The sequence below is a fragment of the Nocardia terrae genome (assembly GCF_009760405.1).
In the GTDB taxonomy this organism is placed as follows: domain Bacteria; phylum Actinomycetota; class Actinomycetes; order Mycobacteriales; family Mycobacteriaceae; genus Nocardia; species Nocardia terrae.
Genome location: NZ_WRPP01000005.1, coordinates 85,327 through 98,565, shown reverse-complemented (window position 1 = coordinate 98,565; position 13,239 = coordinate 85,327). Strand labels below are relative to the sequence as shown.

Annotated in this window: 13 protein-coding genes; 8 read left to right on the top strand and 5 right to left on the bottom strand. The window is 66.3% G+C overall.

Annotated elements, in window-relative coordinates; genetic code table 11:
• The first annotated feature begins 201 nt into the window (after nucleotides 1-201).
• Entirely contained in the window at nucleotides 202-1,338 is a 1,137-nt protein-coding gene (locus GPX89_RS24485; protein ID WP_157390040.1) for an alpha/beta hydrolase, read from the top strand.
• Nucleotides 1,339-1,511: 173 nt separating this feature from the next.
• Here the strand turns inward: GPX89_RS24485 and GPX89_RS24480 are convergent, their stop codons facing one another.
• Nucleotides 1,512-3,296 (bottom strand): chloride channel protein, encoded by a 1,785-nt coding sequence (locus tag GPX89_RS24480; protein WP_157390039.1) that lies wholly within the window; start codon nucleotides 3,294-3,296, stop codon nucleotides 1,512-1,514.
• An 86-nt stretch (nucleotides 3,297-3,382) separates the two neighbouring features.
• Entirely contained in the window at nucleotides 3,383-5,611 is a 2,229-nt protein-coding gene (locus GPX89_RS24475; protein ID WP_157390586.1) for a glycosyltransferase family protein, read from the bottom strand.
• A 186-nt stretch (nucleotides 5,612-5,797) separates the two neighbouring features.
• Between GPX89_RS24475 and GPX89_RS24470 the strand changes: the two genes are divergently transcribed.
• Nucleotides 5,798-6,283 carry a MarR family winged helix-turn-helix transcriptional regulator gene (locus GPX89_RS24470; RefSeq protein ID WP_157390038.1) on the top strand — a complete coding sequence of 162 codons (486 nt, stop codon included), beginning with the start codon at nucleotides 5,798-5,800 and terminating at the stop codon, nucleotides 6,281-6,283.
• Nucleotides 6,284-6,348: 65 nt separating this feature from the next.
• On the opposite strand, the gene GPX89_RS24465 is transcribed toward GPX89_RS24470, so the two are convergent.
• Nucleotides 6,349-6,561 (bottom strand): hypothetical protein, encoded by a 213-nt coding sequence (locus GPX89_RS24465; protein ID WP_157390037.1) that lies wholly within the window; start codon nucleotides 6,559-6,561, stop codon nucleotides 6,349-6,351.
• A gap of 391 nt (nucleotides 6,562-6,952) precedes the next feature.
• Between GPX89_RS24465 and GPX89_RS24460 the strand changes: the two genes are divergently transcribed.
• The 3 genes from GPX89_RS24460 to GPX89_RS24450 all read left to right on the top strand — a co-directional run bounded on the left by GPX89_RS24460 (nucleotide 6,953) and on the right by GPX89_RS24450 (nucleotide 9,927).
• Entirely contained in the window at nucleotides 6,953-7,441 is a 489-nt protein-coding gene (locus GPX89_RS24460; RefSeq protein ID WP_157390036.1) for a hypothetical protein, read from the top strand.
• Nucleotides 7,442-7,844: 403 nt separating this feature from the next.
• Nucleotides 7,845-8,192: a DUF190 domain-containing protein gene (locus GPX89_RS24455; protein WP_157390035.1), complete on the top strand. Its 348-nt coding sequence runs from the start codon at nucleotides 7,845-7,847 to the stop codon at nucleotides 8,190-8,192.
• Nucleotides 8,193-8,361: 169 nt separating this feature from the next.
• The gene (locus tag GPX89_RS24450) at nucleotides 8,362-9,927 is read left to right on the top strand and encodes a cation:proton antiporter domain-containing protein (RefSeq protein WP_157390034.1); all 1,566 of its coding nucleotides are present in this window, start codon (nucleotides 8,362-8,364) and stop codon (nucleotides 9,925-9,927) included.
• Between the two features lie 54 nt (nucleotides 9,928-9,981).
• On the opposite strand, the gene GPX89_RS24445 is transcribed toward GPX89_RS24450, so the two are convergent.
• Entirely contained in the window at nucleotides 9,982-10,629 is a 648-nt protein-coding gene (locus tag GPX89_RS24445; RefSeq protein ID WP_157390033.1) for a TIGR03085 family metal-binding protein, read from the bottom strand.
• A 119-nt stretch (nucleotides 10,630-10,748) separates the two neighbouring features.
• Nucleotides 10,749-10,967 (bottom strand): hypothetical protein, encoded by a 219-nt coding sequence (locus GPX89_RS24440; RefSeq protein WP_157390032.1) that lies wholly within the window; start codon nucleotides 10,965-10,967, stop codon nucleotides 10,749-10,751.
• Between the two features lie 39 nt (nucleotides 10,968-11,006).
• Between GPX89_RS24440 and GPX89_RS24435 the strand changes: the two genes are divergently transcribed.
• The 3 genes from GPX89_RS24435 to GPX89_RS24425 all read left to right on the top strand — a co-directional run bounded on the left by GPX89_RS24435 (nucleotide 11,007) and on the right by GPX89_RS24425 (nucleotide 13,222).
• Nucleotides 11,007-11,204 carry a hypothetical protein gene (locus GPX89_RS24435; protein ID WP_157390031.1) on the top strand — a complete coding sequence of 66 codons (198 nt, stop codon included), beginning with the start codon at nucleotides 11,007-11,009 and terminating at the stop codon, nucleotides 11,202-11,204.
• Between the two features lie 229 nt (nucleotides 11,205-11,433).
• The gene (locus tag GPX89_RS24430) at nucleotides 11,434-11,880 is read left to right on the top strand and encodes a CBS domain-containing protein (RefSeq protein ID WP_328602270.1); all 447 of its coding nucleotides are present in this window, start codon (nucleotides 11,434-11,436) and stop codon (nucleotides 11,878-11,880) included.
• A 52-nt stretch (nucleotides 11,881-11,932) separates the two neighbouring features.
• Nucleotides 11,933-13,222 (top strand): ArsB/NhaD family transporter, encoded by a 1,290-nt coding sequence (locus GPX89_RS24425; RefSeq protein WP_328602269.1) that lies wholly within the window; start codon nucleotides 11,933-11,935, stop codon nucleotides 13,220-13,222.
• Nucleotides 13,223-13,239: the final 17 nt, after the last annotated feature.

Genomic DNA, 13,239 nt, shown 5'->3' with positions numbered 1-13,239 from the left:
TGCGGTTCCCGGTGGGTGCTCACCCTGAGAAGTGCATATGACAACTATTGCATCAGGATTCTATCCGGTAGCCTCCGGAGTCGTGACGCGTGACGCCTCCGCACGACGCCCCGTGCCCTCGACAACGATCTCCGATACCAGCGCTGCCGCCGTACCTCAGCCGAATCCGATCGCAGGCAAGATCTTTCGCGCATTGATCCGATGAGCCTGACCAGCGACTACCTGTTCTATGCCATGATCGCCGCGGCGGTCATCGCGGTCATCACGACCCTGGCGGCCTGGAATGCGGTGCGGGGACCACGGTTCGTGCGCTGGCTGACCAGGTTGTTCATGATCGGCCTGTGTCAGGCCACCGCCGTCGCGGTGCTCGGGCTCTGGGTCAACAATGACTTCGCTCTCTATAGTTCCTGGAACGATCTGCTCGGCGAGCAGTCCGCGAGCGACATCCCGGCGGGACCGGGTTCCGACACTGCCGATTTCCAGGACCTCGGCGATCACGTCGTGGGGACCGACTATCGCGGTCCGCGATCGCATCTGCGCGGAAAAGTATTGGTCTGGACTCCACCGCAGTACGACCAGCCCGAATACCGCGGCTACCGCTTCCCGGTGATCATGCTGCTGCACGGTGTTCCGGGCACGCCCAGGGCCTGGATCAAAGGCGGCCACGCGACCACCGAGCTGGCCGACATGATGGGCAAAGGCGAACTGGCACCGGCGATCCTGGTCATGCCGCGCGTCGACCCCGGTGGCAACACCGATTGCGCCAACATCCCCCGTGGCCCGCAGACCGCGACCTGGCTGACGCAGGACGTCCGCAATCTCGTGATCACCCATTTCCGGGCGCTCGCCCAGCCCTCCGGCTGGGCGATGGCAGGGGATTCGACCGGCGGCTACTGCGCGATCTCACTGCCGCTGCAATACCCAGGGGCATTCTCCACTGGTCTCGGCTTCAGTCCCGATGACTTCCACGGAGATCCGGACGTGGTGCCCAGTCGCACGCTGCGCCGCCTGAACGATCCGATTCGCTTGGCGGGCACCGGTGCTCCAGTCTCCCTACTGGTGGCGACGAGTCGACGCGACCCCTTCAGCACCGTCGCCAACGCGCAGGCCCTCACGGCCGCCGCCAAGGCTCCCACACAGGTCGCGCCGATGATGGTCGCCGATGATGGTGGACACAACTGGGGAACCTGGCGAGCGATGTATCCAAAGGCATTCGGCTGGCTCAACAGCCACCTCAGTCCTCCCCGGAAGCCCTCCATCCCTACGGCTTTGGCGGCCGGTCAGCCCGGCCGGGCGCTTCCGGGAGGTCAGCACGAAGCGGCCGGTGAGGGCCAGTGACGAGAAATGCAACGACACCTGCCGTCCGGTGGGCATCGGCGCGCCGCAGAGCCGAAACCTCTGGCCGGGCCGTGATCTAAGCCGGCCGAAGGTGGCAGTGAGGAATCGGCGGCAGCACTTCTCGAGTACTGAACGGTCGAGGTTCGAGACCTCGACACTGGTCGGCGAGCCGGTCAGGCGGGTGGTTGCCGCTCCTGCTCAGGATGCAGGACTGACAGCAGCCCTTCGTAATTCACCCAGCCGATCACCGCCGTGTGATCCGAGTCGACCACCGGAAGCCCGGTGCCGCCATGACCCGCGAGAGCGGTGACCACGTCGTGAAAGCCGGTATCAGCCGTAACCGGTGGCAGCATTCTGATCAGCGGGGCCACCGTGATCGGTGACTCGGGCGCATCGAGAGATTCGGCGACGTCACGCGCGGAGACGCAGCCCCTATAGCGACCCTGATCGTCGACAGCCGGAAGAATCCCGCCGGGGCTCCTTTCGAGCAGTTTGGCCGCCGATGTGAGATCTGCGCTGTGCCACAGTGTTTCGGGGATCGGCTGGGCGAGCTCTGCGGCTGTCACCGAGGAGAACGGGTGGCGTGGTCGTTCGATGTCGATACCGCGGCGCAGTAGTTTGCGGGTGTAGATGGTGTCGGACGACACCAAGCGCGAGACTCCGGTCGCCACCGCGACGGCAGCCATGAGGGGCAAGATGATGCTGTATTCGCCGGTGAGCTCGAACAGGATGATCACCGCGGTGATGGGGGCTCGAGTCGAGCCGCCGAGGGCGGCGGCCATGCCGACCAGACCGTACGCGCCTGGGGATTCCGTTGCGGCGGGCAGGATGTGGTGCACGATCTCGCCGAACGCCGTACCGGCCATCGCGCCGATGAACAGGGTGGGCGCGAACACGCCACCTGAGCCGCCGATGCCGATGGTGAGGCTGGTGGCCACCATCTTCCCGATCAGCAGCAACGCCAGCATTCCCAGCAGGTACTTGCCTTCGACGGCGTTCTCGAGCACGGGGTAGCCGACACCGTACATCTGCGGCAGCGCGATCAGCAAACCGCCGAGCAATAGGCCGCCGACGGCGGGGCGCGCCCATTCGGGTCCGCGCCAGGCCCAGTCGCAGAGGTCCTCGATGAGGTACAGCACCTTGGAGAAGCACACGCCCACGATTCCGACCACGAGGCCGAGCAGCAGATACAGCGGGTACTCGACCGGATTGTGGACCGCGAAGACCGGCAGCGTCAGAAATGCCTTGTCGCCCATGATGGCTCGCCCGACCACGCTGGCGGTGACGCTGGAAAGCACCACCGCGCCGAAGGATTCGGCGGCGAAGTTGCGCAGGATGAGTTCCATGGCGAAGAACGGCCCGGCCAATGGGGCGTTGAAGGTGGCCGCGATGCCGCCCGCCGCGCCGCAGGCGACCAGGAGACGGACCCGCGGGGTATCGAGCCGGAGCAGTTGCGCGATGGTCGATCCCGTGGCCGACCCGATCTGCACGATTGGTCCTTCGCGGCCCACCGAGCCGCCGCCGCCGATGCACAGTGCCGAGGCCAGCGCCTTGAGCACGACCACCTTGGGTGCGATGCGCCCGCCGCGTTCGGACACCGCGAACATCACCTCGGGCACGCCGTGTCCGCGCGCTTCGGGTGCGAAGCGGTGGATGATCGGCCCGTAGATCGCACCGGCCACGACCGGAGCGAGCAGTAGGAACCAGAAGCCGAGGGCGGGCCAGTGGGCCGAGGCGATCCGGCCGAGCCCGGAATAGTCGTCATAGCCGGTGAACAGCCGGGTGGCCCCGGTGATCAGATACCGGAACGCCACCGCTGCGATCCCGGTCGCGGCGCCGACGGCGACCGCCAGCACCAGGATTCCGGACGAACTCTCCCGCAACCAGCCGGAGAAGGATTTGCGTGAGCCGAGGGAGATTCGGAGCCGATTCTGCCTGGCTCCGTCGAGCGCCAACATGATTGCAGTATGCAATAGTTGCGCTCTGCTCGATAACTGGGGGTGTAAACAGACTGGTCGGTGTAACGCCCGCGAGGTTTGGACAATCAGACGAGTGCGGGGGCCAACGGCTCGGTGACCGGCTCGAATTGTTCCGGGTCCGAGTCGGAGTTTGTGCCACCGGACCTGCGGCGGTGTATCCATTGCAGCCATCCCAGGCCGATCAGCCCGAGTAGGGCGGTGCCGATTCCGATCTTCCAGCCCGGTGGTCGCCAGGACACGATGAGTTCACCGTTGTCGGTCCCCGCCGGAATGTTGACGGCGACGAAGGTTCCGTCGATGGTGTGGAAGCCGATGTCGTGCCCGTCGAGGGTGACCCGGTAGCCGGGCCAGGCCAGGCGGGCGAACACGATCTGGCCGCCGTCTGCCGAGGTGACGTGAATGTGGCTGGTCACGCTGTCGCGGTCGAGGGGGCTGGTGGTGACGCCCCGGGTGTCGGCGATGAATCCGTCGCGGGTCGAGATCGGCCCGTCCTCGCGCTCGAGAACCCAGATGTAGCGGTCGTGTCCGGGGTAGTCGACCCATTTCCAGCCGGGCGGGGCGGGTTGGTCGCCCGCGTCCGGGTACTGGGCGCGTTGCAGCACCACGCGATCCACCTTCATCAGGTCGACGTAGGTGCGGCCGGTGGTGGGTTCGGTCGAGAAGGCCGCGCCGAACGCGGCCGGGCAGGTGCTGCCGTCCCAGCCCATGCACAGCAGTTTGCTGAACGTCCGGTACCCGATCGGGGTGTAGGCGTTCACATAGTTCAGGTGCATGTTCTTGGCGTAATTGCCGAACGCCAGCGAACCCCACGCGCCGGCGAGGCTCTGGTCGGCGGGCGGGACCAGCGCGCGGTCGGCGAGTTGTAGTGTGACACCGTCGAAATGCGGGAAGGCCGCCTGCATGTCCGAACGCTTCTCGGGGAAGTGATAGGACATCGGCGTCGGCGATTGCACGCGGACCTGGTCGTAGGCGATGGGGAACATGGCCACGATCGCGAGCGCGCACGCCGCGGTGATGCCACGGGTGCGGGCCAGCCACACCAGCGCGGCGGTGAGCGCCGCGACCGCCGCGGTGGCGACCAGATGCCGGACCACCAGATGCGGTGCGGCGCAGAAGGACCGGACGAACAGCAGCCCGATCAGCACGGCGGCGGCGGTGCCGCGGCGTCGCCAATCGGAGAAACTCCCGTATCGGGACAACGCCACGCACACCAGGACCAGCAGACCGACCGCGAGCATCGGCAGGACGCGCGCCGGCCAGCGCAGCGGACCGATCCGGCCGGGCCCGGCCGTCCACATCAGGAATCCGAGCACGAAGATCGCCAGCCCGGTGTGCTCACGCCATGCCCGCCGCATGGCCGACCAGTCGATGAAGGCCAGCAGCGGGATCAGGAACCAGGCGATGTAGACCATCGGTAGCGGCTGCACGTAGCCCCACCAGCCGGTGAAGGCGGGGACGGTGCTGGGCAGGCTCGCGTTCAGCGATTCCGACCAGCCGACATTGAGGAAGTCCTCGTTGAGGATTCGCTCGTTGCCGCGCCAGGTCACCGGCGAGGACAGCATGCCCGGTAGGTAGGTCTCCAAACCGGCGAGGCCCGCGCACGCCGCCACGGCCAGCAGCCGCAGCGACGGCCGCCACGCCCGCTGGTAGACCACTTCGCCGACGGCGACCGCGGCGATCATCAGCGCGGCTTCGACCGCGGGGAAGACGTACTGGACCGAGATCGCCAGATACAGGAACACGAACACCGGAATCGGCCCGCGCGTCCAGGGTCGGGACTCGGAATCGCTTCGTGTGTATCGGATCGCCGAGGCCCAGGCGTGCAGCATCCACGCGGTGCCGGTGAGCGAGGTCGCCCAGCTGGCCTCGTCGAAGAACAGGAACCAGCCCGAGAGCGGAAAGGCCACGGCGGCCACCGTCGCCCACGGTGGCCGGGACCCGTAGGCCAGGCAGACCCGGAAGACGCCGAGCGCGGCGATGATCGAGAAGATCAGCTTCACGATCGTCACGTACAGCGCGAGATTGTCGAATTCCGGTGCGAACCAGTCGACCAGCATCTGTGGCGGGTTGTAGAGCCCGGCCTCTTCCATGGAGTAGTTGCCCGACATCCACTCCCATGGCACCAGGGCCGGGAACCGGCCCTGGTGCATGTGCCGTCCCAGCATGACCCACATCGGGCCGTACTGGGATTCGGTGTCATCGGTATAGAAGTGGCGCGGATTCGCCAGCAACACTGACGCGTACCCCGCGACCACGCCGACGGCGGTGGCAAATCCCCACCGGCACACGTCCATTCGAGCTTCGAACGCTGCACGCACTCCCACGAGTCGGAGACCCTACCTGACCAAAGCATTATGCAACAGTTTCTGTGTGCCCGAGTTGAATTTGTCGGGCGATCCGCGATGCGGTTACGCGGAATCGGGGCGGACACGGCAGGATAGAGGGGGTAGGTGAATGCACAGTTTGCGGAGGTGGTCGCGATGGCGAAAGAAGTGTTGGTCGGTGAGTCTGCCGACGAGATCACCGATGCGCTGCTGGCTGCTTCTCGTCTGCTGGTCGCTCTCTCGGCGCGGTCGATCGCGCTGGTCGACGAGTCCATCACCATTGCGCAGTTCCGCACCCTGGTGATCCTGTCCACGCGTGGGCCGTCGAAGGTCGTCACGCTGTCGAACGCGTTGAACGTCCAACCCTCCACGGCGGCCCGCATGGTCGACCGTCTTGTCGCGGCCGGTTTGGTGAATCGCAAACCGAATCCCGACTCCCGTCGTGAGCTGATCATCGAGTTGACGACGCTCGGTCATCGTGTGGTCGATCAGGTGACCGCCCACCGGCGGCGCGAGATCGCGGCCGTGGTGGAGCAGATGCCGGAGAAGGATCGCTCCGGCCTCGTGCGCGCGCTGACCGCGTTCACCGCCGCGGGCGGCGAACCGCACGGCGACCTGGACATCGACAGCTATCAACTCTGATTCGCGCAGTTCCGGGCCCGCCGTGTCGGGCGGCGGGCAGTCGGCGGTGCTATCGATGTCGGCCCCTAGGCCGTCTTCTGCGTCGGCGGTGGGCGTAGCCGACACCGGAAGCAGGTCGGTGCGGGCCCGCGCCGCGTATCGAAAGTCCAACGTGTGCACTGCCGGCAGCGCGCCGAGATGGGCCAACTGGGAATGTCGGTCATGCCGATGGTCAACATGATGACGACAGCGGTCAGGTTCAGCGCGGCCAATGTGAAGGCCAAGATGTCGAACGCCATGGGGCTCAGCTCCTCGAAAGAAAGCTCCTACGGACGCGCCCCGAGCCCTTGGTGCGGTCGTCATGTGCCGTCGGCGCACCCCTGAGGCGTATATACAAATCTAACAAACACGGTTACTGTGCAATAGTTGCTGTATGCCACAGTTAGATCTCGGGCTGGCCTACTCGGGCCATTCCCGCGGATGCCGAGCTCGGGAGGAGCCACGGTGACGGCAAGCTCTCGGTCCGGAACGCTTCCGTTACGGCGATTGTGGTGTGCCGTCTGGGCTATCGCGCTCATGGTCGGAGGCACGGCATGTTCGATGCCCGCCTCGGCCGACCAGGGGGCTCACGCCGTTGCGGTGTCACTGGATCCGGCGCGTTCCAGTGCGGACTTCCCACTCTCGTTTGCGATGTCGCGTTGGATCACATGGCATCCGTGGCACGGAACTCGGCTGCCGACTGCCGATAGGTGGGGGCCGACGCGGATCCAAGACGACGCCGCGACCGGCTTCAGCCATACGGCCGAGGGCGTGGTGATCGCCATGATGCAACACCAAGCGCGACTGGCCGGCCTGAACGATTCGGCGTGGCTCGCCGCCGCCCGCCGGATGGCCGTCGTCGCGCCCGCCGATCAGCCGCCGACGCAGCGGATTTCGACCGGCTTCGACTCCGCGGCCGACCTGCCCTACTTCGCTGGATTCCGGATGCTGTCCTATACCGGCGACCGAGCCGTCGCGGACCTCGCGCTCCAGACGGCGGCGGGCGCGTTGAGTTCAGTGCGGGTCACCGAGAAATGGGAAGGCTCGGACTGGAAGACCGAGCTGCCCGCCAACGGTGAAACCATCTCGCCACTACCCGATTTCGACAATTTCCAACCATGGTCCGGGGTCCCGAGATAGTCGTTGTCGTTCCCGGTTCGTGAACGTGTGGCCTCGACGATCCCCGAGCCAGGTGTTCGGCCGAGCGGCAACGTCAGTCAGGGCATCGGTGGCGGGAGCGGGGTCATAGCGACGATCTGGTTGGCGGTGTGGATTGGTCTGGCGTTTCTCCAGGGGTGGGTCCAGCTGCATCACGCTCGGCAGTGGCGCGAGCAGTATTGGTCGTTGGTGTGGTTGGGGCGCTGAGCCTGTGCAACTGCGGGATGTTCGAGGGTCTGTAAAGAAGGCGTATGGCCGCGAGGATCGGGGCCGTGATCTCTTGAAGCGATCGGGGGCGGGGGAGTTGGATCGAGGTCACGGCATCGCAGTGGAGTGTTACCGGCGCAGCTGCGGGTGCTCGAGGCGTATGGGAGAGGTGAGCGCGATGCGTGTTGCGGGTAAGGCGTTGCGGTTGTCGATCGTGGTCGGTGACGGGGACACCTGGAATCGGGAGCCGGTGTGGCGGGAGATCGTGCGCCGCGCCCACGCGGCCGGACTGGCGGGGGCGTCGGTGTTCCGGGGCATGGAAGGCTACGGCACGACCTATCGCATCCACAGTCGTCGTTTCTTCGCCCCGTCGAAGGATCTGCCGGTGGCTGTGATCATCGTCGACGCCGAGGACGCCGTCCGGCGGTTCCTGCCGCAGATCGATGAGATCGTCACCAGCGGACTGGTCACGATGGATCCGGTCGACATGCTCATCCATGTCGCCGATGCCGAGCACGTCCCCTAACCGAACGGTTCGAGACCTACCCTGCCCGTCGGGAATTGGCTGTCGCCGCGCGATCGGCGACCGTTAAGGTTGGTACGGGTGTGCCGGGAAGTCTGGTCGGCGACGTATGTCCGATCGCTGGAACCAGAAGGAGCAACTCGGTGGCGCTGCGAGACCTCGGTCGGCTCCGATGAACGACGTGGTGCCGTTCGCGACCACGTTGGTGATCATTGCCGCGGTCGGATTGACCGCCGTGCTGTCGCACCGCTTCGTGGAACGATTCCCGATCCCGGCTCCGGCGTTGTTCCTGATCGGTGCCGCGGTCGCTTCCGATATCTGGCAGCCCCTCGCACAGGTTCCCACTCTGCAGGTGGAGCGGGTGGTCACTATCGCGCTGGTGGTGATCCTGTTCGACGGCGGTATGCAGCTGGGCTGGCGCAGGGTCCGCGCCAACGCCGGAGCCATCGTGTGGCTGGGTGCGACCGGCACTCTGCTCACCGCGGTAGCGCTCGCAGTGGGAGCGCACCTGCTGTTCGGTCTCGACTGGCGCATCGCGCTGCTGCTGGGTACCGCCCTGTCGCCGACGGATCCGGCGGTGGTGTTCTCCGTGCTGGGCCGCCGGCAGATCGGCGGGCGCAGCGGGGTCCTGTTGCAGGGGGAATCCGGTGCCAACGACCCGGTCGGCATCGCGCTGATGGTGGTGCTGCTCGGTACGTCCCACTTCACGGTCGGCGCAGCGGGTTCGGTCGCTTGGGAATTCACCACCCAGCTGCTCATCGGCGCGGTGATCGGCGTGCTCGGTGGCACGAGCCTGCTGTGGTTCATGCGCAGCGTGCTGCTGCCCGCGGCCGGTCTCTACTCGCTACGCGTACTCATGTGCGTGTTCGCCATCTACGCGGTGACCACCCTCGCACACGGATCCGGATTCCTGGCAGTGCTCGTCGCGGGCGTCGTGGTCGGAGATCAACGCGCCCCCTACAAGATCGAGATCGAGCGATTCCATTCGGCGCTGGCCAATCTCGCCGAGATCGTCGCCTTCGTCATGCTCGGATTGACCATCCAGATCACCGGACCGGGCGGCATCACCGAAGGCAACGCCCTCGGCATCGGGCTGGGTCTGGCCGCGCTGCTGGCCCTCCTGATTCGCCCGCTGGCGGTCGTGATCCTGTTGTGGCGCACCGACCTCAACCGTGGTGAACGGCTGTTCGTCAGCTGGACCGGGCTCAAGGGCGCGGTGCCGATTCTGCTGGGCGTGTTCATCGTTCAAGCCGGGGTCGCCGACGCGCAACGCGCCTACGACATCATCTTCGTGGTGGTCGCGTTCTCGGTCATCGTGCAGGGCGGCGCGGTGCCTGCGCTGGCGCGACGCTTGGGCATCCCGCTGGAGACGGTCAACCCGCGCCCGTGGGGGATGAACGCCCGCTTCGAGGAGGAACCGAACAGCCTGCACCGGTTCACCATCGGTTCCGGTGCGCCCGCCGACGGCACCAGCATCGCCGAGCTGCCGTCGGAGGACCTGTGGGTGAGCGTGCTCATCCGCCAAGGGCGGCTGGTCACCGTCACCGCCGATACTCTCCTGCGCGCCGGCGACGAGATCCTGGTGCTCGCCGAACCCGACACCATCGCCGAGGTAGCGAAACTGTTCGGCTGCACCGCCACCCCGCGCCCCGTGGCATCACCCACGCCCTACCGGCTGCGTACCCGCCTGGGCCGAGGATGGTTCAGGAAGCCGGCACCTCCGGAGGCGGACTGCTGATTCACTGCCGTCGAATCTCCCTGCACTGCAGTCAATTCCGCGTTACAAGGTCGGCTACATGCCGAATCGGGTACGTCCGACCGTGTCCACGGCTGGTGCCGGCCCGAGGGCCTCGACCTCGGCGGCGTCCTGCCGCCCGAACAGATACAACAGCAGTTCACCGGGCGCGCCCCGGAGCCGGACCGCGGGTTCGCCCCGTCGAACCGTCACGCGTTCGCCGGTGCCGGCGCGCTCGAGATCGAGTCGGACTCCGCGGAGTCGTCGGCTCAGAAAACGGCCACCACGACGAACGTTGCGCCACAACGCATCCTGCAGCGCGGGCGGCATCTCGTGTCGGGGGCCGAGGCCGTTGGCGCGGCGCAGATCCTCATGGTGCACGAAGAACTCGTTGAGACTCGGAAACGACCGCACCCATCCGAGGCGGAAGAATCCAGCGGGCGGGCCCGACCGGAGTCGGTCGACAAGCCACCCGAACTCGTTGTGCGCCACCAGATTCGCTCGGCGTCTGTCGGCGAATCGCGCGAATGGTCCCGGTAGTACCATGCAGGGGCCCGCCAGGATATCGCGTTCGCGCAGGACCAAGTGGGCGGCGAGATCCCGGGCCGTCCAACCCTCCAACAGTGTGGGCGCATCGGCCCCGAGCTCCTCGAACAGATCACACAGTGCTTCGCGTTCCTGGGCGTCGAACGGGATGGTTCCCATATCGCCATGATGGCAGCAGATCCTGGTTTCGTGGGCGCATCAGCCGCCCACGCCCGAGGACTATCACCCGCACGGATCTGCGGTACGGCGTCTGGATCGGGCGGCTCGGTCGGAGGTGCTCAAAGGTCGATTCGCGTGCCGCTCTCGAGTCGGATGGCCAAGTCCGCGAAATAGCCGCGCCCGGCCGGACGGGGGTGACGGCGCAGATCGACGATCACGGCGGCAACAGTCCAGACGGCCAGCAATCCCAGCGCCAGACCCAGCCGATCGGCGACGAGGGCTACCACTATCAACACCAAACCCGCCAACAACGCGAGTTCGAATCCAGCCTTCGGCATTCGTGCAGTCTAGAGGTTCGCTCTGCCCCGGTGCTGCTGGTGACGACACCGTTGATCGCCCTCGTCTGGATGCTGTGTCTGCTCGGCTCCTTCGCTGTGGACCGGTGCGCCGGGCACGGCCCCATGACCACGGTCCTGGGCGTCGCGATACTGATCACCTCGATCGTCCTCGCGGTGATCTTCACGCGTGCGGTGGTCGTTCCCCGCTGCCGAACCGAGCCCACCACCCGACGCTGAGTTCCTCAGCGGCGTCGCACAGTACGCGAACCCGCCGTTCCCAACTTGATCAATAGACATCCTTTACGGCATCTTCAGGGTTGGTGTGCCGGGAAGTCTGGTCGGCGAAACACGGCCCGAAGCCTCGGGTCGTGTCGTTCGACCATGGAGTTCTGCGTGACGGCCACCCTGTTCAACTCGGCGGATTCCCCCGGGACAAACGCCACCGGTGGCGACGTATCCTGCGGGAGTGCAAGCTGCTCAACTGGCCGAGGACTACCCGGCGGTCAGCCTCGATACCGATGCTCTCGATGCCGCTCGATTGCTGGCCGAACACCGCCTACCGGGCCTTGTCGTGACCAACGCTTCGGGCACTGCGGTGGCCGTGCTGCCCGCCTCGCAGGTGGTGCGGTTCATCGTCCCCACCTATGTGCTCGACGATCCAGCACTCGCGGGTGTGCTGACCGAGTCCATGTGCGACCGGGTCTCGCACAAACTGCGCGGCAAGAAGGTCCGCGACGTCATTCCGGAGAGACTGAGCAACGTGCCCGCGGTGGCGGCCGACGACACCGTCGTGGAGGTCGCCACGCTCATGGCACGCCTGCGCAGTCCGCTCATCGCGGTCATGAAGGACGAGCACCTGATCGGAATCATCACCGCGTCACGGCTATTGGCCGCGACACTGTCCGACTGCTGACGAGGCCCCCACAGACCCTCGCCGCAGGCACCGCTCGCAACGGGTGGTCGCAGTGGCAGTGATAGCCGTCGCGATCTTCGCCGTCGCCTACGCACTCATCGCCTCCGAACGGGTCCACAAGACCAAGGCCGCGCTCGGCGGCGCGGCGATTGTGCTGGCACTGGGCGTACTCGGGTCGGAGGACGTGTTCTATTCGCGTGAGACCGGCGTCGATTGGGACGTCATCTTCCTGCTGTTCGGGATGATGATCATCGTCGGTATCCTCCGCCACACCGGGGTCTTCGAGTACACCGCGATCTGGGCGGCCAAGCGCGCCAAGGGATCCGCGCTGCGCATCATGATCCTGCTGGTGCTGATCACCGCGATCGCCTCGGCGTTCCTCGACAACGTCACCACCGTGCTGCTCATCGCCCCGGTGACCCTGCTGGTCTGCGAACGCCTCGAGATCTCCCCGACGCCGTTCCTGATCGCCGAGGTGCTCGCGTCCAATATCGGCGGCGCGGCCACGTTGATCGGCGATCCGCCCAACATCATCATCGGCAGCCGAGCGGGCTTGTCGTTCAACGACTTCCTGCTCAACGTGACCCCGATCGTCGCGATCGAGCTCGCGGTGTTCACCCTGCTGCTGCCCCGACTGTTCCGCGGCTCGTTCACCGTCGACCCGGCACGCATCGCCGACATCATGGAACTCGATGAGCGCGAAGCCATCCGCGACCGCGCACTGCTGATCAAATGCGGGCTCGTGCTGGCCGCGGTATTCGCCGGATTCATCGGCCACTCCGTCATCCACATCGAGCCGTCGCTGGTCGCACTGCTCGGCGCGGGCGTGCTCGTCCTGACTGCCGGACTGCCCCAAACCGATTACCTCGGCGCGGTGGAGTGGGAGACGCTGCTGTTCTTCGCCGGGCTGTTCATCATGATCGGCGCACTGGTGAAAACCGGTGTCATCGAACACCTCGCCGTCCTCGCGACCCACGCCATCGGTGGCAACGCCCTGGTGGCCACCCTGCTCATCCTCGGTGTCTCGGCGCTGCTGTCCGGAGTCATCGACAACATCCCCTACGTCGCCACCATGAGCCCGCTGGTAGCCGACCTCGCCGCCGGCATGGACCATCACAACAACACTCAGGCACTGTGGTGGGCGCTGGCATTGGGCGCCGACTTCGGCGGCAACCTCACCGCCATCGGCGCCAGCGCCAACGTCGTCATGCTCGGCATCGCCCGCCGTGCCGAGAACCCCATCTCCTTCTGGGAATTCACCCGCAAGGGCGCAGTAGTCACCGCGGTCACCGTCGCGGTCGCCGCCCCCTACCTGTGGCTGCGTTACTACGCATTCGGGTAGGGCCACCGCTCGGCACC